Annotated in this window: 24 protein-coding genes; 14 read left to right on the top strand and 10 right to left on the bottom strand. The window is 58.6% G+C overall.

From position 1 onward, the window contains the following. Positions 1-36 precede the first annotated feature (36 nt). Both LPA46_RS18995 and gdhB read left to right on the top strand, forming a co-directional pair. The gene (locus LPA46_RS18995; RefSeq protein ID WP_330166331.1) at positions 37-288 is read left to right on the top strand and encodes a rubrerythrin-like domain-containing protein; all 252 of its coding nucleotides are present in this window, start codon (positions 37-39) and stop codon (positions 286-288) included. Then, positions 288-1,586 carry a glutamate dehydrogenase GdhB gene (gene gdhB, locus LPA46_RS10380; protein ID WP_230892452.1) on the top strand — a complete coding sequence of 433 codons (1,299 nt, stop codon included), beginning with the start codon at positions 288-290 and terminating at the stop codon, positions 1,584-1,586. The genes LPA46_RS18995 and gdhB overlap by 1 nt, the downstream gene beginning before the upstream one ends. 17 nt (positions 1,587-1,603) lie before the next feature. Here the strand turns inward: gdhB and LPA46_RS10375 are convergent, their stop codons facing one another. Further along, on the bottom strand, positions 1,604-2,212 hold the full coding sequence (locus LPA46_RS10375) for a trimeric intracellular cation channel family protein (RefSeq protein WP_230892547.1): 609 nt from the start codon (positions 2,210-2,212) through the stop codon (positions 1,604-1,606). A gap of 248 nt (positions 2,213-2,460) precedes the next feature. Here LPA46_RS10375 and LPA46_RS10370 point away from each other — a divergent pair, with 248 nt between their 5' ends. Then, on the top strand, positions 2,461-3,528 hold the full coding sequence (locus LPA46_RS10370; protein WP_230892451.1) for an iron transporter: 1,068 nt from the start codon (positions 2,461-2,463) through the stop codon (positions 3,526-3,528). A 16-nt stretch (positions 3,529-3,544) separates the two neighbouring features. On the opposite strand, the gene LPA46_RS10365 is transcribed toward LPA46_RS10370, so the two are convergent. From LPA46_RS10365 to LPA46_RS10355, 3 genes are all read right to left on the bottom strand, one after another. Then, positions 3,545-4,963 (bottom strand): hypothetical protein, encoded by a 1,419-nt coding sequence (locus LPA46_RS10365; protein WP_230892450.1) that lies wholly within the window; start codon positions 4,961-4,963, stop codon positions 3,545-3,547. Positions 4,964-5,033: 70 nt separating this feature from the next. Further along, a complete protein-coding gene (locus tag LPA46_RS10360) occupies positions 5,034-5,300 on the bottom strand; it encodes a DNA-binding protein (protein WP_230892449.1) in 267 nt (88 codons plus the stop codon). A gap of 676 nt (positions 5,301-5,976) precedes the next feature. Further along, entirely contained in the window at positions 5,977-6,144 is a 168-nt protein-coding gene (locus tag LPA46_RS10355) for a DUF1931 domain-containing protein (protein WP_230892448.1), read from the bottom strand. A 136-nt stretch (positions 6,145-6,280) separates the two neighbouring features. Here LPA46_RS10355 and LPA46_RS10350 point away from each other — a divergent pair, with 136 nt between their 5' ends. After that, positions 6,281-6,577: a PadR family transcriptional regulator gene (locus LPA46_RS10350; protein WP_004048633.1), complete on the top strand. Its 297-nt coding sequence runs from the start codon at positions 6,281-6,283 to the stop codon at positions 6,575-6,577. Between the two features lie 53 nt (positions 6,578-6,630). Continuing rightward, complete coding sequence (locus tag LPA46_RS10345; protein ID WP_230892447.1) at positions 6,631-7,518, top strand: hypothetical protein; 888 nt, start codon at positions 6,631-6,633, stop codon at positions 7,516-7,518. 320 nt (positions 7,519-7,838) lie between these two features. Here LPA46_RS10345 and LPA46_RS10340 read toward each other — a convergent pair whose 3' ends face one another. Both LPA46_RS10340 and LPA46_RS10335 read right to left on the bottom strand, forming a co-directional pair. Next, complete coding sequence (locus LPA46_RS10340) at positions 7,839-10,121, bottom strand: copper-translocating P-type ATPase (protein ID WP_230892446.1); 2,283 nt, start codon at positions 10,119-10,121, stop codon at positions 7,839-7,841. A gap of 148 nt (positions 10,122-10,269) precedes the next feature. After that, complete coding sequence (locus LPA46_RS10335) at positions 10,270-10,467, bottom strand: heavy-metal-associated domain-containing protein (protein WP_230892546.1); 198 nt, start codon at positions 10,465-10,467, stop codon at positions 10,270-10,272. A 135-nt stretch (positions 10,468-10,602) separates the two neighbouring features. Here LPA46_RS10335 and LPA46_RS10330 point away from each other — a divergent pair, with 135 nt between their 5' ends. From LPA46_RS10330 to LPA46_RS10295, 8 genes are all read left to right on the top strand, one after another. Continuing rightward, positions 10,603-11,193 (top strand): AsnC family transcriptional regulator, encoded by a 591-nt coding sequence (locus LPA46_RS10330; protein ID WP_230892445.1) that lies wholly within the window; start codon positions 10,603-10,605, stop codon positions 11,191-11,193. Between the two features lie 160 nt (positions 11,194-11,353). After that, positions 11,354-13,963, top strand: a complete 2,610-nt coding sequence (locus tag LPA46_RS10325; protein ID WP_230892444.1) for a heavy metal translocating P-type ATPase — start codon at positions 11,354-11,356, stop codon at positions 13,961-13,963. A gap of 19 nt (positions 13,964-13,982) precedes the next feature. After that, positions 13,983-14,207, top strand: coding sequence for a DUF7123 family protein (locus LPA46_RS10320; RefSeq protein ID WP_230892443.1), 225 nt, complete (start codon positions 13,983-13,985; stop codon positions 14,205-14,207). Continuing rightward, entirely contained in the window at positions 14,204-15,205 is a 1,002-nt protein-coding gene (locus LPA46_RS10315; RefSeq protein ID WP_230892442.1) for a DUF63 family protein, read from the top strand. Before LPA46_RS10320 ends, LPA46_RS10315 begins: the two co-directional genes overlap by 4 nt. A 1-nt stretch (position 15,206) precedes the next feature. Next, positions 15,207-15,677, top strand: a complete 471-nt coding sequence (locus LPA46_RS10310; RefSeq protein WP_230892441.1) for a hypothetical protein — start codon at positions 15,207-15,209, stop codon at positions 15,675-15,677. A gap of 324 nt (positions 15,678-16,001) precedes the next feature. Further along, on the top strand, positions 16,002-18,581 hold the full coding sequence (locus LPA46_RS10305; RefSeq protein WP_269073663.1) for a heavy metal translocating P-type ATPase: 2,580 nt from the start codon (positions 16,002-16,004) through the stop codon (positions 18,579-18,581). Continuing rightward, positions 18,578-18,931 (top strand): DUF7541 family protein, encoded by a 354-nt coding sequence (locus LPA46_RS10300; protein ID WP_230892440.1) that lies wholly within the window; start codon positions 18,578-18,580, stop codon positions 18,929-18,931. Before LPA46_RS10305 ends, LPA46_RS10300 begins: the two co-directional genes overlap by 4 nt. After that, positions 18,931-19,125, top strand: coding sequence for a hypothetical protein (locus LPA46_RS10295; protein ID WP_230892439.1), 195 nt, complete (start codon positions 18,931-18,933; stop codon positions 19,123-19,125). Before LPA46_RS10300 ends, LPA46_RS10295 begins: the two co-directional genes overlap by 1 nt. A gap of 127 nt (positions 19,126-19,252) precedes the next feature. Here the strand turns inward: LPA46_RS10295 and LPA46_RS10290 are convergent, their stop codons facing one another. The 4 genes from LPA46_RS10290 to LPA46_RS10275 form a co-directional block, all read right to left on the bottom strand. Next, on the bottom strand, positions 19,253-20,245 hold the full coding sequence (locus LPA46_RS10290) for a hypothetical protein (protein ID WP_230892438.1): 993 nt from the start codon (positions 20,243-20,245) through the stop codon (positions 19,253-19,255). Between the two features lie 243 nt (positions 20,246-20,488). Then, positions 20,489-20,755 carry a DUF7521 family protein gene (locus LPA46_RS10285; RefSeq protein ID WP_230892437.1) on the bottom strand — a complete coding sequence of 89 codons (267 nt, stop codon included), beginning with the start codon at positions 20,753-20,755 and terminating at the stop codon, positions 20,489-20,491. Positions 20,756-20,763: 8 nt separating this feature from the next. Then, the gene (locus LPA46_RS10280) at positions 20,764-21,141 is read right to left on the bottom strand and encodes a winged helix-turn-helix domain-containing protein (RefSeq protein ID WP_230892436.1); all 378 of its coding nucleotides are present in this window, start codon (positions 21,139-21,141) and stop codon (positions 20,764-20,766) included. A gap of 376 nt (positions 21,142-21,517) precedes the next feature. Continuing rightward, the gene (locus LPA46_RS10275) at positions 21,518-22,447 is read right to left on the bottom strand and encodes a transcription initiation factor IIB (RefSeq protein ID WP_230892544.1); all 930 of its coding nucleotides are present in this window, start codon (positions 22,445-22,447) and stop codon (positions 21,518-21,520) included. A 271-nt stretch (positions 22,448-22,718) separates the two neighbouring features. Here LPA46_RS10275 and LPA46_RS10270 point away from each other — a divergent pair, with 271 nt between their 5' ends. Further along, positions 22,719-23,153 (top strand): COX15/CtaA family protein, encoded by a 435-nt coding sequence (locus tag LPA46_RS10270; protein ID WP_230892435.1) that lies wholly within the window; start codon positions 22,719-22,721, stop codon positions 23,151-23,153. Positions 23,154-23,541: the final 388 nt, after the last annotated feature.

The following is a 23,541-nucleotide window of genomic DNA, read 5'->3' as shown; positions in this document are numbered from 1 at the left end:
CGCGCCCCGATTTCGCAAATGGTTGAATAGTAAACCATGCTGGCTGGCGTGGGGTTCGGTACTCAACTATCGAATATTCCCTTATACACTCATTATCCGTATGTAGAGCATCCCGCAACGCACTGCCGGGACGCTCACCTATCCATGAGGGACGTCAACCAGAATTCAACCGAGGAATCACCGTACGAGTGCTTCGAGTGCGGGAACGTCGTGCTTGCGGAGGACAACCCTGGCCAGTGCCCCGACTGCGCTGGCGATATGCGAAACCGACGCACACCCATCGAATAATGGCCTCAACACAAACCCAGCACGACGACAACGAGACGGCCGAAGAGCCGAGTGAACCGGAGTCGGCGCTGCAGACCGCACGTCGCCAACTCCAGCACGCCGCTGACCACCTCGATATCGACCCGAGCATCGTCGAGCGACTCAAACACCCCAAGAAAGTCCAGGAAGTCACCGTTCCAATCGAACGCGAGAACGGCGACGTAGAGGTCTACACTGGGTATCGTGCGCAACACGACAGCGTCCGCGGCCCGTTCAAGGGCGGCCTCCGCTATCACCCCGAGGTCACCCGCGAGGAATGCGTCGGCCTCGGCATGTGGATGACGTGGAAATGCGCCGTGATGGACATCCCCTTCGGCGGCGCGAAAGGCGGTATCGCCGTCAACCCGAAAGACCTCAGCGAGGACGAGAAAGAACAGCTGACACGCCGATTCACCGACGAAATCCGTTCGGTTATCGGGCCGACCACGGACATCCCCGCACCCGACATGGGGACGGACCCGCAAACGATGGCGTGGTTGATGGACGCCTACTCCATGCAGGAAGGCGAAACAATCCCCGGCGTCGTCACCGGCAAACCACCGATCGTTGGCGGGAGCAAAGGCCGTGATGCAGCGCCAGGGCGGAGCGTCGCGATCATCACCCGTGAAGCGATCGACTATTACGACAAAGACATCAAAGAAACCTCGATTGCCGTCCAGGGCTTCGGGAGCGTCGGGTCGAACGCAGCGAAATTACTCGACACCTGGGGCGCAAACGTCGTCGCCGTCAGTGACGTTAATGGTGGCATCTACGACGCAAACGGCCTCGATACACACTCGATTCCCTCGCATCACGAGGAGCCAGAAGCGGTGATGACTCACGAGGCACCAGAAACGGTGACCAACGACGAGTTACTCGAACTGGACGTCGATGTGGTGATTCCAGCGGCAATCGGGAACGTCCTAACGGAAGCCAACGCCGACGATGTTGCTGCCGACATCATCATCGAGGGCGCTAATGGGCCGACGACGACCGCCGCGAGCGCGATCTTCGCTGAACGAGACATCCCGGTCATTCCAGATATTCTGGCTAACGCTGGCGGTGTGACGGTGAGTTACTTTGAGTGGCTCCAAGACATCAATCGTCGCGCGTGGTCGCTCGAACGCGTCAACGATGAACTGGAAACAGAGATGCTGGCAGCCTGGCAGGATGTCCAAACAGAATTCGAGACACGCGACGTCACGTGGCGCGACGCGGCGTATATCGTCGCGCTCTCACGGATTGCCGAAGCCCACGAAACGCGCGGCCTTTGGCCCTAACTCGCCTGAGTATTCAATTATTCACGGAGCAGTTCTAATCGTTGTACGGTCGGGAGATGCCAATCGTACGTGACCGCGACTAACCGCATTCCGACAGTCACGACTGCACACGCGCCGGCAGCCGTACTGCCACTTGCGCCGACCACGCCGGTCAACCAATATGCCGCGCCACCCAGAACGGCGCAACTCGCGTAGAAGTCTTCGAAGAGGATGAACGGCGCTCTATCAAGCAGTATATCAGCGAATGCTCCGCCGCCGACAGCGTTGATCATTGCAATTGCAACGACACCAAACGCCGAGACACCTGCATCAGTCGCGACGATAGCACCCGTCGTCGCGAAGGCAGCGAGGCCGATCGCGTCTGCGACGAGCGTAACTGGATGAGTGTCCGGTGACTCTAAGACGACGCTCAGAACCATTGCTAACCCGACGCCGAGGAGCCCCAGTACGATTTCGATTGGAGACTGAAGAACTAACGGCACTCGTGTGACGAGCAGGTCGCGGGTTGCACCACCGACAAACGCCATCGCTAACCCCACAATAGCAATCCCGAACACGTCGAACTCCTCGCGAATCGCCTTCGAAGATCCGACGAGGGCGAACGCCACCAGCCCGATTGTGTTCATCACCGCGAACGGATCGCCGAAGAGAATTGAAATAATGCCCTGGCTCACTGCGCCCACCTATGATAGTGAGTATGTTGAGTGCGACGTATCAATACACTCCCTGTGGCGAACCTTGCTCAGATACCTCGTCCTCGGTCAGATCACCGTAGCTGACGATGTGAAGGCACCAAGAGGACGTGGAGGCGCTGGGCTTGCTGCGCCTGTTGAGAACCGCAACACCTACTCGGTCGCTAGTCCATATCTTCTACATGGACCGGCGTCGGTTTCTGAAAACTGCGAGTGGGCTGGTTGGCGTGGCCGGCGTCTCCGGATGTCTTCGGCGTCTCGGATTCGAGACGCAGTCCGCGTGGCGCGACCCCCCACTCGTCGAAGACCGACCGGATGGTGTCTATCACCCTGCGATTGTTGAGGGGATGGGCGTGTACGAAACGACGAGTGTCGATGGTATCGGCGTCGCGTTGATGCACTCGTTCCCCCATCGGTTCTGGAAGGTGACCGGGACGAACAAAACAAAAGTCGTTGTCTCATCAGACGACTCCCTACATCTGATGGCGAGCGTCTGGGATACTGAATCCGGGACGGTGCTCCCGACTGCGGTTGCAGTTGATGTTCGGAATGAGGAGGGTCGTGTTTCGACGACGAATCTGTGGTCGATGCTTTCCCCAAATATGGGGTTCCACTACGGGGATAACGTGGCACTTTCGGGGAGCGGCGAGTACGAGGCGACAGTTCGGATTGCGCCCGTTCAGACAGCACGGACCAGCCCGTTCAAAGGTCGGTTTACGGAGATGCGGACTGCGCAGTTCCAGTTTACCTTTGAGCCGTCTGAGACGTACGACCTTCCGATTCGCCGGCTCAGTAAGAAGGCAGGCACCCGCGGGACAGTAGACTTGATGCAGATGGACGGCGTGCCAGCTCCGGTCGCGCCACCGAAAGAACAGCTTCCCGGACAGCTACTTGGGGAAGCCTCAGCTGACGACGCCCTATTCTACGTAACGCTCGTTACTGACGAGCAGCGATTTTCGGGCACAGACAACTCACATCTCGTTGTCTCTCCGCGCACACCCTACAATCACGTTCTCCTGCCGGGAATGTCGCTCTCTATGGTCGTCGAACGCGACGGGAAGACCGTATTGGAAACCGGACTTACTGGTACACTTGACCCCCACCTTGGGTACTACTACGGAACAACTGCGGATCGATTCGAACGCGGTGATACAGTCACGATCAAAACCGAGGCACCGCCGCAGATGTCTCGCCACGATGGCTACGAAACTGCATTCATGAAAATGACCGCCATCCAATTCCAGGTCTGACGACCACCAACGAACACTACCCGAGATACGGGGGCGTTGCGCCTGGTAATGAGAGCAGCCAGAGGCTGACGATGGTGTACCCAATCATCACGAGGACGAATGGGTACTGGCTGCGGATGGCGGCGAGCCGGCTGGGGAAGAGGTCGTACGCGGCCGCATGCGCCTCCCAGATCGCGAGCAAGTGGCCTCCGAGCACGAACACGATGCTGAGGGCAGTGAACCAGTTGGGTGGCGCAAGTACGAGTGGATTCGCAGGCGGTGACAGCGGCGACACCACTGCCATCGTCAGCGCCGGACTCAACGAGACGAGCAGTCCTGCGTAGTGGGCGAGATGGTAGCCAGCCGCAATCGCCAGAAGTGGAGGAGCCAGCCGTAAGGCGATCGAACGGCTCGTAACGTAGGTATTAGTGAGCCGGCGAGCGATAGTGCCAGCATACCAGTACGCCGCGAGGAAGACGGCGTATCCGATAGCGAAGAGAGTCGTATAGGTCAGGACAGCGAGCGGCGTGGCTGCCATCACGGCACTAAGCGGTGACCCAACAATCGTTGTGATGGTCTGTGCGCCGGCTGTCGTCGTGATGAAACCGCTGTACGTGAGCTCCCAGATGAGCGCGATGATGAAGGCGATGTCCGAGGAATCGGTTACGACATCTGATTGCGCGAGGTCGCTCCCCGGGAGTATAACCTCCGCGGACCCGTCACGGAGCTGGATAGGTGCAACCGCACCGTAGAACCTGAAAAGAACCGCTATCGGGTCCGCGTGTTCGAACCAGGTGTCGGAGCCGAAGACGACAGCGCCAGCGATGGTGTACAACGAGTACCCGAGAATAGCCGTTGCGAGCACACGCGGAACAGTGCTAACAGGGAAGATGACCTCGACCCATACGAGCGTGAGGATGCCGGCGACGGCTGGCCACCTGTCGAATGAATCCGGGTACTCGTAGAAACCGGTTGGGAGAATCGTTGTAATGGTGCGCCAGGGATTCAGAGCGGGCCATGGGTTGCCGACAAGATACGCAACAGCAGGGAGGCCGGCGCGAACGCCGACAAATGTGACAAGGACGGTGAGACTAGCCGATGGCAGCTGTGGACCGGTGTACCCGAGGAACACCACGAGACCGAGCCCGACCACAGCCAGTATCTGGCCAAGGATAGCAATCCACCGTCGAACCGCAGGCATTCTTGGAAGAGACACCGACCAGGAATGGAGCGAGTAGATGAACGCGCGATCAGTGACAAAGCTGGCAAGCAGTGCCGACGCGCCAATTGTCGCACCGCCCGTCGCTAAGTACAGCCACCGCGGGATAGTGAGCGCTTCACGTGGTTGCTTGGAGAGAGTCATCCCGTTCGCAGCGGCGACACTATCGGCGAGAACGGTCAGGATTGCTATCCAAGCGAGTACTTGCGCGCCGAAGCGGATGCCGAACGACGGCATCCGCTTCGAACTGGCGTCTGCCAGGGTGGTCGTCTCCGGCGTTGGTTCGTCTCCAGAAGGGTTCTCGGGGTTAGATGGCGTAGATGGCATAGAGGAACAGGAAGACGAAGTATACTGCGACGATACACGCAAGCGCCCGCAGCCGGAACGAGCTGAGGGCGTCGCGTTCGTGCGCTCGCGCATCGTGGAAGGCGGTTCGTTCAGCTTCAGTGAGGGCTGGCCAGTGGTTGAGGCCCTTGTGGAGGGTGAGGCGGTCCTCAGTTGGGAACGGCTCATCACAGTACTGGCAGACCTCCGGTGAGTCGCCTGATGGAACGGTTGATTGAACAGTGGACATTCCCTCGATAGATCACGTTGTGCTACCGTACATTCGCTTGAAATGGTTCTGCTTCTCGCTCGCCAGCCTTGACATCCGCCCCGCTCTGATCAGTGTCGGCAGACCCGTAGAATCGCCACTCGTGGAGATCGATGGCAACATCGACGAACGCAGGAAGTCGGCGCTGAGACCGGAGGACTTCGAATAATCGATCTCGGACGCCATCGAACTGGTCGGTGATAGCGTCTGGTGAGAGATTTCGCAAGTGGTATAGCAGCGATTTAGCGAGCGAATTTCGAGCCGTAGCGGTGACATCGACATGCTCGTCACGCTCAAGCTGGAGCGTTTTCCCGCCCGTATTTACAAACTTCTGATCAAAAGTGATCCGAGAGAGGATTTCTTGGAATCCTCTCTCATGTACTTCCCACACGGTTTCACGCCGCATTCGAGTTTCGGAAACAGCACCGTCGACGCAGCACGGCAAACCTGTTTCGCCTCAGCTGTCTGGATCATCTGTTGACCAACACAGCCCAGCGTGAAGAGCTTCAGTCAGGTTCGGCAACTACTGTGAACGGCGGGGCTTTCTCCTTGCACTTCCGTAAGATAGCCGGAAACTGGCGGATACATGGCTGTATTTTCGCACGAACGGACTGATACTGTCGATTTCGGAGAAGGTGGCTGTTCTCGAACGGCGGTGCTACAGGTCGCGGGGCTGGACCGTTTTGCGGTCGTTGGCCTCGGCGCGCTCTGCGGCGTCGGCGAGCAGTTCGGCGACCTCTTCGTTGAGGGCGTCGTAGAAATCTGCCGAGACGTTGTGGTCCGAAAGTGCGTCCTTCACGGCTGCTTTGACGATGAGGTCAGACATTCCATCGCGGACTTCTCTTGTCCACCATATAAAGGTTCGAAGTTCTCACGCAGGGTTCTCGCCTCGTCGTATCGAATATTGGCCTTTGAGCACCAGAGAGAACATATGCCACCCCTCAAAAACAGGAAACAGACAGATGCACGATCTGACTGGGTTCCAGCGGGATATCTTGTACGTAACCACCGGGCTCGAGGAACCACATGGCCTCGCAATCAAGGACGAACTCGACGACTATTACGAGCAGGAGATCAATCATGGCCGCCTCTATCCGAATCTCGACGATCTCGTCAACAAAGGACTGCTGGAGAAGGGCGAACTCGACAAGCGGACGAACGTGTACACAGTCACGCAACGCGGATTGCGGGAAATCGAGGCGCGACGTGAGTGGGAAAGTCAGTATTTAGAAGATGTGAACGCACCCACTACGTCGTAGAATCATTATAAAAGCGGGACTGCTTTACCCACTTCCCACGAATCCACAGTAAGATGGCTCGGCTCGTCTTCTATCACCACCCACAGGCCGAGAATTTCTCCCTCAAATTTAGCTCGGCATCGGTGGCAGAAATCCTGTCTCAGCGAGAGCAATCCGACGAGTCGACAAAGCTCATCGGGTACCCCTTTGAAACACCGGTCTATGTGCTCTACGAAGGCGATTCAGAGATCGAATCTGCCCAAGACATCGACTTCGATCAGGAATGGCTGAGCGACCGTATTCGTGACCTCCCCCGTGCTGGGCAGGTTGTCGCATTCCGATTAGTAGAGTTGCTCGAAGCCGCGGTCGATGTTCGCGATGAGGATGAGTTCCGGCTCTACAAGGAGTTCGAACCACAAAAGATCCAGCAGGCACTCGATCACGTCTCCTGGGGAGCACCACTTCCGACCGTCGCTGGAGAGGTGATGTCGAATTTGATCCTACGACATTCCCTCCCGAATGCGAATCATCGAACTGGCATCGCGATGCTGCAGTTCTGTATTGAGAGTGTGGAGCCGGATTTTGAGATGCCACGAACGCACGTCGACGACGATACCTGGCGAGAGTGGGTTGATCCTTATATTGTTGATTCTAAGCGGCTCATCACGGTCCGCCGGAACAACCTCCGTTTCAAGCAACTCGAAGAGCTGAACGTCGACCTCGTCGAACGGAAAGACGGGATCCAAATCCGATTAGCCGAGTTCGAGCTGGATATGCACTGGCGAGAAGCCCTCTCAGAGTACGCTGAGCAGCACGAATCCCACTGTACGGACTTTGCACAGTCAGTTCTCGAACGAGCAGAGCGGGACGATCTGCTCGACCGTCAAGGACCAACGAAACAAGAGTTCATCACGTATCTGGAGGACGGACTGGTCGAACGGGACTTCAGAGAAATGTTCTGATCAGTCGCGAAGCTCGGCGACTGACTGACCAACCTCACGGACGTGTTCACTTCGCTCGAGGTCGAGTTCCTCGGCGAGGTAGTCAACCGTCTCTTCGAGGCTCATATTGGAAAGAAGTCCGTCAAGCGGTATAAACCTAGTGCTGACGCAGCAATGTAGCCCATCAGACGAGCGTCTGTGTATACCGAACTATGCACCCTTCGGGAAAACTGTGGAACCGGTGACCACGTAGCGATACCCACCGAAATTACGCAGTGTCGCCATTTGCTGTCCACCAACCGAACTCAATTGAAAGAAGCACCGAAGCGATCGGGAGCGTTTCAGTCTGCAGGTTGTGCGTCAGTCGCTGGTGTCCCGCCCGGAAGCTCGGGAATGGACAAGTCCACGCGGCGGAGCAGCTGAGCGTTGATGGCAACGATGACCGTACTCAGTGACATCAGGAGCGCGCCCACGGCGGGAGACAGCAGAATCCCGACCGGTGCCAACACGCCTGCTGCAAGCGGAATCGCGAACACGTTGTAGCCGGCCGCCCAGACGATGTTCTCCTGCATCTTCCGGTAGCTCGCCTTACTGAGCTTCACCAGCCGAACGACGTCCATCGGGTTGTTCTGGACGAGGATGACGTCGGCCGACTGGACCGCAACGTCGGTGCCGCTCCCGATCGCAATGCCGACGTCGGCCCGCGTCAGCGCCGGCGCGTCGTTCACACCATCGCCGACCATCCCCACGAGCTTGCCCTGGTCCTGGAGTTCCTGTACTTTCTCGTCTTTGTCTTCGGGGAGTACCTCCGCGAACACCGTGTCGATGCCCAGTTCGTCGGCGACGGCGTTGGCGACGTCATGGGAGTCCCCAGTCAGCATCGCCACCTCGATGCCCAGATCGTGGAGTGCGTCGACGACGCGGAAACTCTCCTCGCGGATCACGTCGGCCATCGCGAAGGCGGCGATCAGCTCTCCGTCACGAACGAGATACACCACTGTCTGGGCGTTCTGGCCGGCCTCGTCAGCGAAGTGCTGGAGATGGTCGGGGATTTCGATATTGAGCTGGGTCAACAGGTTCGGCCCACCGACGTACACCTCGTTTCCGTCGACGTTCGCCCGGACCCCTCGTCCTTTGATCGCCTCGAAGGCGGTCGCGTCAGGAGTAGTTATGTCTCGTTCGTCGGCGGCCTCACGGATCGCTCGGGCAATCATGTGCTCGGAGTCGATCTCGACGGCCGCGGCCAGCGCGAGTGCGTCGTCCTCGTCGACGCCGTCGACGGTCGCCATGTCGACGACGCCGTGCTCGCCTTCGGTGAGCGTCCCTGTCTTGTCGAAGATGATGGCGTCCAGATTCCGTGCGTCCTCCATCGCGATGCGGTCGCGGACGAGCATGCCGTTCCGAGCGGCGAGCGACGTGTTGATCGCGACGACCAGTGGGATAGCCAGCCCAAGGGCGTGTGGGCAGGCGATGACGAGCACCGTCACGACGCGCTCGATGACGGTCGCATCGAAGGACACCGCGACCGTCCACGCGATTGCGGTCACGACTGCCGCCCCGAGCGCGACGTAGAACAGCCAGCCGGCCGCGCGGTCGGCCAGCACCTGCGTCTTGGACTTGCTCTGTTGAGCTTCCTCGACCAGGCGCATGATGCCCGCGAGTGTGGTCTCCTCGCCCGTCGCACCGACGCGAACACGAAGACTGCCGTCACCGTTGATGGTGCCGCCGATGACCTCGTCGCCGGGCTCCTTCGAGACGGGCTTGGACTCGCCGGTGATCATCGACTCGTTGACGTCCGAATCGCCCTCCTCGACGGTGCCGTCAGCAGGGATACTCGCGCCCGGCCGGACGAGCACGAGGTCGCCTTCGGAGAGCTCACTGACGGGGACTTCCTCGGTCTCCCCGTCGTCGGTGATGCGCTCGGCGGTGTCTGGCATCAGTTTCGCCAGTTCGTCGAGCGCGCTGGAGGCCCGCCGGACCGACCGCATCTCGATCCAGTGGCCGAGTAGCATGATGTCGATCAGCGTGACGAGTTCCCAGAAGAACGCCGACTGTGTGGGGAAAATCACGCTCGCGAGGCTGTAGACGAACGCGACGGTGATTGCCATCGAGATCAACGTCATCATCCCCGGCGACCGGTCTTTCAGCTCCGGGAGTGCCATCTGGAGGAACGGGATCCCACCGTACGCGAAGACGATGACCGCGAAGACGGAGTTGATCCACTCGCTCCCCGGGAATGCAGGGACAGAGAAGCCGAGCCACTCCTGCAGCATTTCGCTGTACAGGAGGACGGGAATCGACAGGAGCGTCGAAACGAAGAAGCGCCGGCGGAACATCTGTTCGTGGCCTTCGTGCATTCCGCCATGACCCTCGCCGTGTCCCTCGTGGGAACCGTGGGCGTGCCCGTCGCCCTCGTGTCCGGCGTGTTCGTGCTGCTCGTTGGACGCCATCTCACCTGCCGCAGCAGGGTGAGTCTCGTCCTCCAGTAACTCCTGTTCTACCCGTTGCTCGTCAGACTCGGCGGTTGCTTCATCGTGCTCGTCGTGTCCGTGCTGGTGACTGCTGGTGTCCTGCTGGTCTTTCCCTTCGGGGGAATTCTCAGGTGTATCTTTGTGATCGTCCATGGGTCATGTTCTCTGTTAAAGTGGATTCGCCGGCTTCCTGAATCTTTACCCCCTGAAATAGTACAAGCAGGACCAGCGTAGGCAAACCCCAAAGATAATGCTAAGCCGTCGTTTCGAAGCGGTCCGTGCTATCCGTAGATTGCGATACTCAGGCGTGAGCGGTGTATCCTGCGTCTTTGACGGCCTCCACGAGTGCCGTGACGTCAGCATCGCCATCGACATTCGCTTGTTCGGCCTCGCGGTCGGCAGTCGCGTCGGTCACGCCGCTCACTTCTCGAAGCGCCTCCTCGACGGTCTGTTCACAGTGACCGCACGTCATTCCCTCGACAGTGATGGTCTGAGTTATACACATAGTACATACGTGAGGGACATCTTTGTCAGTTTCTGCTTCGAATCCAAAGTCTACCTGAGGGAGGAAACTGGAATTCGAAAGCCAACCGCTGGGAAACCATATTGTGATGCGGGGGTTCTACGGATAGGTATGCGTGATTTAGACGAGACGGACATGGAGATCCTCTCGCTACTGGCAGCGGACGCACGGCGCTCGTTCAGCAGCATCGGTGAGGAGGTAGATCTCTCGGGGCCAGCCGTGTCGGATCGCGTGAAACGGTTGGAGGAAGCCGACATCATCAACGGCTTCACCATCGACGTGAACCGCGCACAACTGCGAGCCGGCGTTCCGGTGTTCGTCCAGCTCGAAAACGACACAGCTGCCATCGAGTCACTTCGAAGCCGACTCCGAGATGCAGATGGTATCGAACACCTCTTCGTCACTGCCGAAGGGAAAATCTGGTTCTACGGCCGAGCAGAAGGGCAGAACGTTCGCCGGTGGATCGACGGCCTCCTCGAAGACGCGCCATCGACGGACTACTCGGTGACGCTCGTCGACGACCTCGAATGGACACCCTCACTCGACGGCACCGAGTTCGCAATCACGTGCGCCGAGTGTGGGAATACGGTCGACAGCGAGGGTGAATCCGTTCGAATCGACGATGATGTCTATCACTTCTGTTGTCCGTCGTGCCGTGGCCGCTTCGAAGACCAGTATCAACGTCTCGAAGACGGAGTCTAGTTGTAGCCGCGATTTCCGCTCCAGGTCGAGAGAGTCGATATGGGTATCCTTCGGTAGTGGGACGGAACTGAACCTTTGAATCTAAACTCTATACTGGTCTGAAGCACTGGTCTCGAAACAGTAACTGCACTAAGGAAGGACCACGTAGTATAGGACAAGAATGGGAACGCGAACTGCACATCTCGACATCACAGGGATGACCTGTGCTAACTGTTCGGCGACAGTTGGCGATGCGCTAGAGTCCCTCGACGGCGTCGTCGAGGCGAACGCGAACTTCGCCACGGATGAAGGCTCCGTCGAGTACGATCCCGACGAGGTATCGCTCGAAGAGATATACGAAGCGATCGAAGATGCCGGATATGGTGCGGTGTCTGACACGGTGACCATCGGCATCTCCGATATGACCTGTGCCAACTGTGTACAGACCAACGAGACTGCTCTCGAGAACACACCCGGTGTCATCGCGGCCGAGGCGAACTTCGCCACCGACGAAGCCCAAGTCCGGTACAACCCCGCGGACACGTCGCTGGATGCACTCTACGATGCCATCGAGAGTGCGGGCTACTCGCCCGTCCGAGAGGACGGCGACGACAGCGACTCCGGTGAGGACGCGCGCGACGCCGCACGACAGGCCGAAATCCGCAAACAGCTTCGATTGACCCTGTTTGGTGCGGTACTCGCCGCTCCGCTTCTCTTCTTCCTGCTTGAGAAATTCCTCCTTGGCGGCGGAGTCGTTCCCGAGACGGTCTTCGGTTTCGAGTTCGGCTGGGTTGAGTTCCTGCTGGCCACGCCCGTTCAGCTGGTGCTCGGCTGGCCGTTCTATAAGAACTCCTACAAGGCACTCGTGAAGAACGGCCGCGCCAACATGGACGTGCTGATCGCACTGGGCTCGACCACCGCGTACGTTTACTCCGTGGCCGTCCTCTCCGGACTGATCGCGGGCGGCCTGTACTTCGACACGGCGGCGCTCATCCTTGTGTTCATCACGCTCGGGAACTACCTCGAAGCCCGCTCGAAGGGCCAGGCCGGCGAAGCACTCCGCAAACTGCTGGAGATGGAAGCCGAGACGGCTACCGTCGTCGACGAAGACGGTAACGAGGAGGAGATTCCGCTCGAAGACGTCGAGGTCGGCGACCGGATGAAGGTCCGACCCGGCGAGAAGATTCCGACCGACGGTGTCGTCGTCGACGGTCAGTCGGCGGTCGACGAGTCGATGGTCACCGGCGAATCCGTCCCCGTCGAGAAAAGTGAGGGCGACGAGGTGGTCGGGTCGACGATCAACGAGAACGGCGTGCTCGTCGTCGAGGCGACGAAGGTTGGGAACGACACTGCGCTCCAGCAGATCGTCCAGACGGTCAAGGAAGCCCAGTCGCGCCAGCCCGACATCCAGAACCTTGCCGACCGCATCTCGGCGTACTTCGTCCCTGCGGTCATCGCGAACGCCGTTCTCTGGGGTGTTGTCTGGTATCTGTTCCCCGGAGCCCTCGCAGGCTTCGTTGAGTGGCTTCCGCTGTGGGGTGCCGTGGCAGGAGGACCTGCAATTGCCGGCGGGACCGTCACCGTCTTCGAGTTCTCGATCATCGTGTTCGCGTCGGCCGTACTCATCGCCTGTCCCTGCGCGCTCGGGTTGGCGACGCCCGCTGCGACGATGGTCGGGACGACCATCGGCGCACAGAACGGCGTCCTGTTCAAGGGCGGTGACATCCTCGAACGAGCGAAAGACGTGGACACGGTCGTCTTCGACAAGACCGGGACGCTGACGAAGGGGGAGATGGAGCTGACCGACGTCGTCGTCTTCGATAACGACGGCCAGCCCGTCTCGGATGGTGGTGGTGAACCCACTGCTGATGGCGGCCAACTGACCGCCCATGACCGCCTCAGCGAGGACGACGTGTTGCGACTGGCTGCCACCGCAGAGAGCGGGAGCGAACACCCACTCGCCCGCGCAATCGTCGACGGAGCCAGAGAGCGCGGCATCGACGTGACCGACCCGGATGACTTCGAGAACGTCCCCGGTCATGGCATCAAAGCGACCGTCGGTGACAGTGAGGTGCTGGTCGGGAATCGGAAGCTCCTCCGTGACAACGGAATCGACCCGTCGCCCGCGCAGGACACGATGGAGCGCTTGGAAAACGAGGGGAAGACAGCCATGCTCGTCGCCTACGAGGGCGAACTCGTGGGTGTGGTTGCCGACGCCGACACGATCAAAGAGAGCGCGAAAGACGCGGTGAGCCAGCTCCAGGAGCGCGGCGTCGACGTGATGATGATCACCGGCGACAACGAGCGCACCGCCCGCGCCGTCGCCGAACAGGTCGGCATCAACCCGGAGAACGTCCGCGCGGAGGTCCTCCCCGAGGACAAGTCCAACGCCGTTGAGGCCATTCAGGACGAGGGGCGGCAGGCGATGATGGTGGGCGACGGCGTCAACGACGCGCCCGCCCTCGCCGTCGCTTACGTCGGAACCGCCATCGGTTCTGGCACCGACGTTGCGATCGAAGCTGCGGACGTCACGCTGATGCGCGACGACCCGCTCGACGTGGTGAAGGCAATCCGCATCTCGGACGCGACGCTCCAGAAAATCAAGCAGAACCTCGTCTGGGCGCTGGGGTACAACACGGCGATGATTCCGCTGGCGTCGCTGGGTCTACTCCAACCCGTGCTGGCGGCCGGGGCGATGGCGTTCTCGAGCGTGTCGGTGCTGTCGAACAGCCTGCTGTTCCGGCGGTACACCCCGGATCACGACTACAAACTGCTCGGAAAACTCCGCTGAACACCACTGCCCTCGATCCATGTCAGCTATTTCCCGCCGCACGGTACACGCGTATATCGTCGAGAAAGCCGATACTGAGCCCACGTACCTCCGGGCTCGGGATATCGCCAGTGACCTCGACGGGTCGCCGAAAGCCGTCGCACAGTACCTCAGCCAGCTTCAGGACGATCTCTCAGCTATGTCACTCGAACAGTGGGGACGCTCGAAGAGCACGACGTGGCGAGTCGAGGTGAATGAGTCGTGAGTATCGTTGCGCGGCGCGTCGAAACCGTCCTCCCCGACACCGGAACCCGAGAATGGTGGGTGCTGTATCTGCTTGCCCCGGTCGTCCTCGTCGGTGCCGCACTCCTCGCGTTCCCGTCGCTCGTCTACGACCGGTTCGTCTGGCAGTATCTCTGGGGTCCGGTCGTCGCCGACGCTGCCGGCCAGCCTGTCACACACGAGGGAATACAGGCCGTCCGCGGATACAACACCGTGAACACGGTGACCTATCTCGCGGCGGTCGTGTACAGCCTCCCAGGACTCTGGGCATATCTCGACTACCTCGATGTCACGTTCGATGCCCGGCTCGCATACGGGTTCGCGCCGATTATCGTCGCCGGCGGAGTAATGCGTGCCCTCGAGGACATCGGACTGCTCGGCGACTACGCAGTATGGTTCATCACACCCTCGATCTACTTCGTCGTCACCGCCGTCACCGTCCTCGCACTCGGCGTCGGCGCACTCGGTCGTGACCGGAATATCGGGTCCATCCCGTCGATAGTCGGTCTCGTTGGGTCGGTCTGGGCGATCGGTGCCGTCGGGTGGGCACTCTGGTATGGACTCTCAACGGCGGCGACATTCCGCCTGTGGGTTCCTGTTGCGACGACGGGGATCGCCCTCGGCGTGACCGCACTCTACTACTGGAGTGCACGTCTCGTTGACGTCGCACATCTCCGCCATCCGATGTTCTTGCTGGCCGTCTTTGGACAAACGTGGGACGGAGCGCAGAACCTCATCGGTGTCACGTTCCTCGGCTACTCCCCGAAGCTGGTCGTCACGAATCTCGTGTATCAGGCGACTGGATTCTCGGGGTCGACGTTCGTCCTCAAACTCCTCGTAACCGGCGGCATCGTGTGGTACCTCGCGGACGCGAAAGACGAGATGAATCACACCTGGTGGTGGCTCATGACGTTCTTCACCGGAGCAATCGGACTGCCGATGGGCGTCCGTGGGACACTTCGGATGATGCTCGGGGTCTGATATGGATACGATGAACACAGACGGTACGACACGGCAGTACGGAGCCGCAATCGCACTCGTTTCGGGAGTCTACTCGCTGCTCTCGGCGACCACCGGCAGCGGAATGATGAGCTCTAACAGCGGCCTCCTCATGGCGCTCCTCGGCGTGATAGTCGTTGTTCACGGTGTCGTGTTGCTCACGCCCTACGCGAGTCGGCTCGGGAACGCGAGTGGGCCGCTAATGATCGGGTACTCGCTGGTGATGTTGCTTAATCAGGCGGTCGTCGGCGTTACTAGGAGTATGAACTGGGGGATGAGCGGTGGAATGGGGTCCGGGATGAACGGCGGGATGGGTGGCGGAATGAGCAGCGGTATGGGCTCAACCATGACTGCCGGGATGGGCTGGGACCTCGGGATGGTCGCGCTCGCAGTCCTGATGCTGTTCAGTGGGGTCATCATGACGAACCGGCGAAACGACAGTGCCGGGATGTAATTGGGTGAGACGAATGCCTTCCACACCCACAGCAACCACGACTCGTCTGCCCAGATATCTTTCCCCACTCCCCCAGCGCGTCGAGGATCTCGCACTTCGGTACGCCTAGATTATCGTTGTTAGCACCGCTGAACGGGTTTTGCTTCGTAGTTTATCCCCGAATTGCCGGCTGCAATTGTAGAATTAAGCTTTGGAGGGCGTGCCGCGGATAACTATAAGGCATTAGATATATTATCTCGCCCTTCATTATTTAATAATAGCAATTAACAAATGGCCGTTCTATAGCACCTGATTTAATAAGACTGTGGCCCCTCCGCTTACATAATGACACCACCAAAAGAAGGTGGCCACGACCACGATCACGACCACGACCACGATGACGCCTCGTTCGAGGAGGGCAGCGCTGTCCAGTTTTCCGTCCCGGAGATGGACTGTCCCTCCTGCGCGGGGAAAGTCGAGAATAGCGTCGAGAAGCTTGACGGGATCATCGGTGTCGATCCAAAGGTAACGACGGCAACGCTCTCGGTCTCCTACGAGGAAGATCAAACGTCGCCGGACGCGATTGCCGAGCGCGTCGAAAAGGCCGGATATACCATCGAGAACCGGAGTGAAACGACTGCGACGTTCACTGTCCCGGAGATGGACTGTCCTTCCTGCGCGGGGAAAATTGAAAATGCGCTTGATGACGTCCAGGAGCTCTCAAGTTACGAGACACAGCCGACGACCGGGAAGGTAGTTACAACCTACGATGGTGACTCCATTTCACCATCGAAGATCACTGCTGCGATCGAGAATGCTGGCTACGAGGTGACTGACTCAACTGCGACCGACGCAGACACTGTGGAGAGTGCTACTGACGACCGGGGGAGCGTCTGGACCAGTTCGAGGGCGATCAAAACCTGGATTAGCGGAGGGGTCGTCACATTCGGCCTGCTCTTCGAGTTCTTCCTCACCGGCCAGAACGTCCTCGTGGCTGAACTCGTCGGTCGCGAGTTACTTCTCGCCGATATCCTCTTCCTCGTTGCCGTTGGGGCCGCTGGCCAGGTCATCTTCCGCAACGGCTACTACTCCGCGCTGAACCGTAATCTCGATATCGACCTGTTGATGAGCATCGCCATCAGCGGCGCCATCATCGCCAGCCTCGTCTTCGGGGAAGCGCTCTACTTCGAGGCCGCCACGCTTACGTTCCTGTTCAGCATAGCGGAGCTGCTCGAGCGCTACTCGATGGACCGCGCCCGGAACTCACTCCAAGAGCTGATGGACCTCTCGCCTGATGAGGCAACGGTCAAACGAGACGGTGAAGAGGTGACGGTTCCAGTCGATGACGTGGCTGTCGGCGACATCGTCGTCGTGCGTCCGGGCGAAAAAATCCCGATGGACGGCGAGGTTCTCGACGGGGAGAGTGCTGTCAATCAGGCCCCGATCACAGGCGAGAGCGTGCCGGTGGACAAGACACCGGGTGATGAGGTGTACGCCGGGACAATCAACGAACAGGGGTATCTTGAGGTTGAGGTTACCTCTGAAGCGGGCGATAACACGCTCTCGCGTATCATCCAGATGGTCGAAGACGCCCAGTCCAACAAGACCGAACGCGAGCAGTTCGTCGAGCGGTTCTCCTCGTACTACACGCCGGTTGTCGTCGGCTTCGCGGTCTTGGTTGCGGTCGTTCCGCCACTCCTGTTCGGGGCATCGTGGCCGACGTTCATCGTTTATGGGCTCACATTGCTCGTGCTAGCGTGTCCCTGTGCGTTCGTCATTTCCACGCCCGTATCCGTTGTGTCGGGGATCACCAGCGCCGCGAAGAACGGCGTCCTCATTAAGGGGGGTAACCATCTCGAAGCAATGGGTGCAGTCGAGGCGATTGCGATGGACAAGACCGGCACGCTCACCAAAGGCGAACTCACCGTCACCGATATCGTTCCGTTGAACGATAACACTGAAGACGATGTCCTCCAGTGTGCCCGTGGTTTGGAATCGCGGTCCGAACACCCCATCGGCGATGCAATCGTCGAGTTCGCCGAGGATAGTGATATCGGAGCGCCAACAGTCGATGACTTCGATAGTATCACCGGAAAGGGCGTCAAAGCCTCTCTCAACGGCAAGAAACACTATGCAGGCAAACCTGGATTCTTCGAGGAGTTAGGCTTCGATCTCGAACACGTCCACGCGACAACCGACGGCGGTGTCGTTACGACGAAGAGCCAGCAGATGTGTGAGCAGAATGACTGCCTCGACCTTCTTGAAGAGACTGTCCCCGAACTCCAGTCACAGGGAAAGACCGTCATCCTCGTGGGAACCGAGGATGAGATCGAGGGTGTGATCGCCGTGGCCGACGAGATTCGCCCCGGGGCGAAGCAGGCGATCCAGCAGCTCCACGACTTGGGCGTCGAGCACGTCGTCATGCTCACAGGCGACAACGAGCGGACCGCCCGGGCGATTGCCGATGAGGTCGGCGTCGACGAGTTCCGTGCGGAACTCCTGCCCGACGAGAAGGTCACAGCGATCAAGGAACTCGACGAGCAGTACGACGGGGTCGCGATGATCGGCGACGGGGTTAACGACGCACCCGCGCTCGCGACGGCGACCGTCGGCGTTGCGATGGGTGCAGCTGGCACGGATACTGCCCTCGAAACGGCAGACATCGCGCTCATGAGCGACGACCTGTCGAAGCTGCCGTACCTCTACGAACTCTCCCACGACGCGAACAGCGTCATCCGGCAGAACATCTGGACGAGTCTGGGCGCCAAAGGACTGCTCGCACTCGGTGTGCCGTTCGGGTTGGTCCCGATTTGGGCTGCTGTTTTGATCGGGGATGCTGGCATGACGCTTGGCGTTACCGGGAATGCGATGCGGCTCTCCCGTATCACGCCTACTAAGGCGGATTCTGACGAGGTGTCAGCATGAGTGAAGCAGGACTAAGTGACGTCTATCCCCGCGCAAGTCCGTGGCCACCACTCGTCGCGCTCGGTCTCGTCACCTCGGAATTGGGTGTTGTGTTCGGACTGCGCCCAGTAACCGTCGGCGGCTTGCTGCTGTTTATTGGATCTATCGCGGGGATTCTAACGGAGTCACAGCATATTACACGTCCATTTTATACAGTGGCGACGCTCGGCGCACTCGCAGCAATTGCCGGCCTGCTGTTAGTCCGCTACAACGTGGCATTCCGTGGGGCATCATTATTGATTGCAGGCGGCATCAGTATTGGCGTGGCGAGTATCGGTCCTCGTCTGATTCGGGGACGAGGTGTCGCCTAATGGATCTCGACGACCGAGTCGTATTCGGCGCAATCGTCTTCGCAGGTGTCGCTATCCCTGGCGTAACTAGTTACTTCCTCTCCGAGGTCGGCGCAGATACGCTCGGCCAGATTGTTTGGGCGGCGGGATACGGTGGGATGATACTATTCGTGTGGTACCACTGGCTCCGACCGATGGACATGCAGGGGGCGTAACACATCGACGCTCGACCTCCGAGCGCTAACCGCCTGCACCGCATCTTAGGAGCGCTGGGGCAGGACAGGAACCAGCCGAATCGAGGAGGCATCCAATATAACTGCGTCTTTCTCGTGAAAGTCGTGGTTAGGACACTCCTGTGTCCATTTTCTCAGTTGAATGGACGAGCGTGGCAGTGAAGATGACCACCGTGGCCACGATAAATAACGCGCTAAGTGGGGAAGAGGAATCAACGAACACCCAGTATAGTGGTGCTGCGACGGAGGGGCCGGCCGCTAGTACGGCGATTTTGGCGACGAGTGGACCACAGCAGCCACACGTGCAGGCACCAATAACAGACCCTGTGCCGGCTGTTCCCTGGGTTATTCCCGCACCCTCTTCAAGTCGCCACTGCCAAGCAATCAGGAGGGCGTTCATTCCGATCAGGACGCTCAACAGCCCGACTATCGTAACTACCCCAATCGAGAGAGCCACCGTCAAGGGAATCTGCGGGAGCACGATTTCGAGCGTGTCCCACTGGACAAGCTGATAATTGACTGGCAAGACCGTGATGACGCGCTCACGCGGCAGCCCCTCCTCCCAGAAGAACGAGAGATACCCACTTGACGAAAGGAAGAATATCCCGGAGAGAAGCGTAACGATGGCACCGAACCGTCGCGCAACACGATCCCGGAGAGCTGCACGGACGACATCCCCTCGATCCGTCCAGACAACATATCCGACGAGAATCGGTGTGCCCAGTACGATGAGATACCCCAGCGGGTGGGTGTAGCTCGCTGAGCCACGGATTACGTATGGGTACGAGATCCACAAGCCCATGAGAATGCCGAGGAACGTGTACCGTGGGCGAGTCGGCCACCGAAGCATTCCAATACCGAAACTCGCTACTACAACACTGACGCCGACACCGAGCCCGAGCACTTCGTACCACGAGCGGGGGAACGGCATCGAACTGGCCGCATAGGTCGGATCTGGTGTGACCCCGTCGAAAATGATGATCCCGAGAATAATGACGAACAGTCCGACTCCAATTCCGTATAGCGCTGTTGTCGGCGAGACCTGTTCGTGACGCTTCAATAACGCACAGCCAGCGACAAGTCCAATTCCGCCGAGGGTCACGGCGATACTCGCCTGCTGCGAGATGACGAGTGGGCCTTCGCCGCCATGGGCTGATACAACCGGAATCTGTGCAAGAACTACTAGGACGACTAACGCGAGAAGAGAGCCGAAGCGAGCCGTACCGCGATTGTCTCCACTTTGTGCGGGAGTTGAACTGCGTTCGTTCAGTTTTTGTGCAACAGCGGTGGTTCGTTCGCTTTGATTTTGGAAATATCCCTGTAGCATGATTATGTACGAGCGTCGTCAGTCCTGGACGTACAGCGAATACAGAATCACAGCGAGACCGGCGGCCACGAAGGTGCTGTTGACGAGGACGCCGACTGCGAGCGATACCGAATAGACCACGTTAGCAATACCGGTGAACAGTGCACCGAACGTCACAATCCCGAATCCAACTCGGAGGAGTCCGAGTGAGGGGTCACCCGTCCGACGGTATGCTTTGTGTGCGATATACGTAATTCCACCTCCAAGGCCCAGAATGAGCGCTTTCACGGCGACAATCGCAGCCATGATCTCATTCATAGCTCGTCACCCATCTTCGACCAGATATCTCGAAGTCGCTCGTCAGTTCCTTGCCGTCCATGTTCGATTGTCACGGAGAATGTGTCGTCCTCGTCAATCGTGATGTTCACGTTCTCGAAATTTCGCTGATAGTACGACGTTCGCCCACCGTCAGGGTTTATTTTGTCGTGTTCCCGCAGGAGTGCGGCGTCACTGAGCTGTTCAAGCTTCCGGTACAGCGTCGAACGGGGGATGTCACACGCTTCGGCGAGTTCGGTAGCAGTCATTGGATCGGCGGTTTCGCGGAGTATTGATTGACAGCCCGGATCATCCAGCGCGTCGAGGACGAGTTCAGGGGATGGCTGATCGTCCGACGTCGCTGTATCATCCACCATGCTGAATTCCTCGGTTTTTCGTAGGATACGTTGTATGATTCCCGGCCGCCGTTCCGCGTGACAATATCCAACTGTTCGCCGTGAGTTGATAGCTGCGCCTCTTCGTGGCAGTTTGGTTGATACGCATACTGGCAGCGCATTGCCTATCGGAATCTGGGTCACCGGCATTCGAACTGTTGGGAACTACCATCGGTGAGTTCGTAGAATCCGCGTCGGTTCGAGTTGAGAACTCCTTGTTCGCAAAGCTGGATGCATACCTGCTCGACGTGCACTGGGTGTCGATTTATCGTGGCCGCAATTTCAACCGCGTGAGTCTCTGATTCGCCAGCAAGTGACTCCACGATGTCCGTCTCTATTTGGCTCGTATGCTTGTTCATTACTCGTGCTCGGCGTAGACATCGAGAAGTTCTTGGTAACGAGTTCGAATCGTGACCTTGCTCACGCTTGCCGCTGAACTCACAGTCTCTTGGGTGAGTTTCTCGTTTGTAAGATACGTCGCTGCGTACAGCGCGGATGCCGCCATGCCTACCGGGCTTTTCCCGCTGTGGATGCCGTTCCGCTGGGCAACGTCGAGCAGTTCTCGCGCACGTCGGAGTGCCTCGTCGGTCACGTCAAGCGACGACGCGAGCCGCGGCAGATGTTGATCCGGGGACTCCGGTTCTATTTCAAGGTTAAGCTCCCGGGAGAGGTATCGGTATGCTCGCTGAAAGCGTTTCTTTTCGACTCTGCTTACCGTTTCGACGACAAAAGGGGACCTCGGAGTTTGATGCTGCCTCGCGCTCGCGTACAGCGCAGCCGTTGCCATCCCTTCGATGGATCGGCCCGGAAGCAACCCTTCCTCGACGGCACGCCGATAGAGAATGCCGGCGGTCTCACGAACTGCTTCAGGCAGGCCAAGTGCCGATGCCATCCGATCAATTTCGTCGAATGCCTGTTTGAGATTCCGCTCTGAGGCATCCTTCGTGCGGAATCGTTCGTCCCACCGGCGGAGACGTTGCAGTTGCTCTCGTTTCCGACTGGAGAGATATTGGCCACGCGCGTCTTTGTCCTGCCAACTGATAGTTGTGCTGAGCCCCTTATCATGCATCAGCGGCGTCGTCGGTGCACCGACCCGACTTTTATTCTGTCGTTGTTCGTCGCTAAACGATCGCCACTCTGGACCATGGTCGATAGTTTGTTCGTCGGTGACTAAGCCACAACTTTCACACGCTACCTCACTCTGCGAATCGTCGTAACGAATCTGCCCACCACACTCCGGGCAGACTGATCGTTCTTCTGAACCCTGATTTTGCGGCGGTTTTGTCATCTCATTCGTGTGGGAATCTTCCGGTTCTCCATCATTCCTCGGCATTACTCGGTTTCGACAGTAGCGTTGCTCCGATTCAGGGACAAGCAGTCTCAGCTAATGAGTGTGGGGCGGTATCCCAGAATTTGGGATACCGGTTCAGACGTTTCAGTAGCCCCTTCTAACCCTCGTTTATCGAAAAACCGCTCAAAGAAAGATGAGACAAACTACAATTCCGCGTCGTATACGGCGTTCTCGACTACGATACGTACACCTTGCTGGAGGAACACTGGTGGTAACCTATATTGTGATGCTTCTCGGCGCATATACCAGCGCGATTGGCGCTGGGCTGTCTTGTCCTGACTGGCCGACCTGTTACGGGACTTGGCTCCCGTTTCTCCAGCCCGAAATTATCGCTAATTCGCCGTATTCCGCGCTCCAAATCTTCGCCGAGTGGGCCCACCGCGGACTCGCATTCATTGCGGGACTGCTAATTCTGGCAACAGCAGTTACAGGATGGCTGTTTCGCCCACAAGAATCGCTCATCAAGTGGTCAGCGATGACCGCTCTTATTCTGCTTCCAATTCAGGTGCTACTAGGCGGGCTGACTGTTACCCGGGAACTCCAACCAATAATCGTCACAGCCCATCTTGGCGTCGCCATCCTCATTCTTCTTTGTCTGCTCTCGACGACGCTGGCGGCAAAACTTCACCCGACAATCGTGTGATTATCACTACGGTCCGGCGTTCTCGCTACCCGTTTCCGAGCCTATTATACTGATTGACCGCCTTTGTCCGAATATGAGAAAGAGATTAGGAGACGGTATCGTCGTCACGATGCTGATTCTGTTGGTTGCAATTACGTTTATATACGTTAGGACCCCCGGATACACCCAAGGTGGGTTAGCTAGCATGTTCGTCGTGGCCAGCATTGTGATGTTGTTAATTCTACTATTCACACTTATAGCAATGGTAACCCGGGATTTAGCCACGGGATCGTCTGACTCACAGGCATAACTACGCCAACTCTGTCTCACGGTTTCGGATATTCGGAGTGGTTACTCTGGAAGTTTGAAGTAATGGGGCGAATTAAATTCACCCCCACAACGACCAACA

Source organism: Halobacterium sp. KA-6, assembly GCF_021029015.1.
Lineage (GTDB): Archaea > Halobacteriota > Halobacteria > Halobacteriales > Halobacteriaceae > Halobacterium.
The sequence above is the reverse complement of the archived record's forward strand: the minus strand, read 5'-3'. Positions and strand labels throughout refer to the sequence as shown.

Bases quoted from the DNA above. Each gene is read 5' to 3' on its own strand.
- LPA46_RS18995 (WP_330166331.1), top strand. From the start codon at position 37: ATGCTGGCTGGCGTGGGGTTCGGTACTCAACTATCGAATATTCCCTTA.
- gdhB (WP_230892452.1), top strand. From the start codon at position 288: ATGGCCTCAACACAAACCCAGCACGACGACAACGAGACGGCCGAAGAG.
- LPA46_RS10375 (WP_230892547.1), bottom strand. From the start codon at position 2,212: ATGAACACAATCGGGCTGGTGGCGTTCGCCCTCGTCGGATCTTCGAAG.
- LPA46_RS10370 (WP_230892451.1), top strand. From the start codon at position 2,461: ATGGACCGGCGTCGGTTTCTGAAAACTGCGAGTGGGCTGGTTGGCGTG.
- LPA46_RS10365 (WP_230892450.1), bottom strand. From the start codon at position 4,963: ATGCCGTCGTTCGGCATCCGCTTCGGCGCGCAAGTACTCGCTTGGATA.
- LPA46_RS10360 (WP_230892449.1), bottom strand. From the start codon at position 5,300: ATGTCCACTGTTCAATCAACCGTTCCATCAGGCGACTCACCGGAGGTC.
- LPA46_RS10355 (WP_230892448.1), bottom strand. From the start codon at position 6,144: ATGTCTGACCTCATCGTCAAAGCAGCCGTGAAGGACGCACTTTCGGAC.
- LPA46_RS10350 (WP_004048633.1), top strand. From the start codon at position 6,281: ATGCACGATCTGACTGGGTTCCAGCGGGATATCTTGTACGTAACCACC.
- LPA46_RS10345 (WP_230892447.1), top strand. From the start codon at position 6,631: ATGGCTCGGCTCGTCTTCTATCACCACCCACAGGCCGAGAATTTCTCC.
- LPA46_RS10340 (WP_230892446.1), bottom strand. From the start codon at position 10,121: ATGGACGATCACAAAGATACACCTGAGAATTCCCCCGAAGGGAAAGAC.
- LPA46_RS10330 (WP_230892445.1), top strand. From the start codon at position 10,603: ATGCGTGATTTAGACGAGACGGACATGGAGATCCTCTCGCTACTGGCA.
- LPA46_RS10325 (WP_230892444.1), top strand. From the start codon at position 11,354: ATGGGAACGCGAACTGCACATCTCGACATCACAGGGATGACCTGTGCT.
- LPA46_RS10320 (WP_230892443.1), top strand. From the start codon at position 13,983: ATGTCAGCTATTTCCCGCCGCACGGTACACGCGTATATCGTCGAGAAA.
- LPA46_RS10310 (WP_230892441.1), top strand. From the start codon at position 15,207: ATGGATACGATGAACACAGACGGTACGACACGGCAGTACGGAGCCGCA.
- LPA46_RS10305 (WP_269073663.1), top strand. From the start codon at position 16,002: ATGACACCACCAAAAGAAGGTGGCCACGACCACGATCACGACCACGAC.
- LPA46_RS10300 (WP_230892440.1), top strand. From the start codon at position 18,578: ATGAGTGAAGCAGGACTAAGTGACGTCTATCCCCGCGCAAGTCCGTGG.
- LPA46_RS10295 (WP_230892439.1), top strand. From the start codon at position 18,931: ATGGATCTCGACGACCGAGTCGTATTCGGCGCAATCGTCTTCGCAGGT.
- LPA46_RS10285 (WP_230892437.1), bottom strand. From the start codon at position 20,755: ATGGCTGCGATTGTCGCCGTGAAAGCGCTCATTCTGGGCCTTGGAGGT.
- LPA46_RS10280 (WP_230892436.1), bottom strand. From the start codon at position 21,141: ATGGTGGATGATACAGCGACGTCGGACGATCAGCCATCCCCTGAACTC.
- LPA46_RS10275 (WP_230892544.1), bottom strand. From the start codon at position 22,447: ATGACAAAACCGCCGCAAAATCAGGGTTCAGAAGAACGATCAGTCTGC.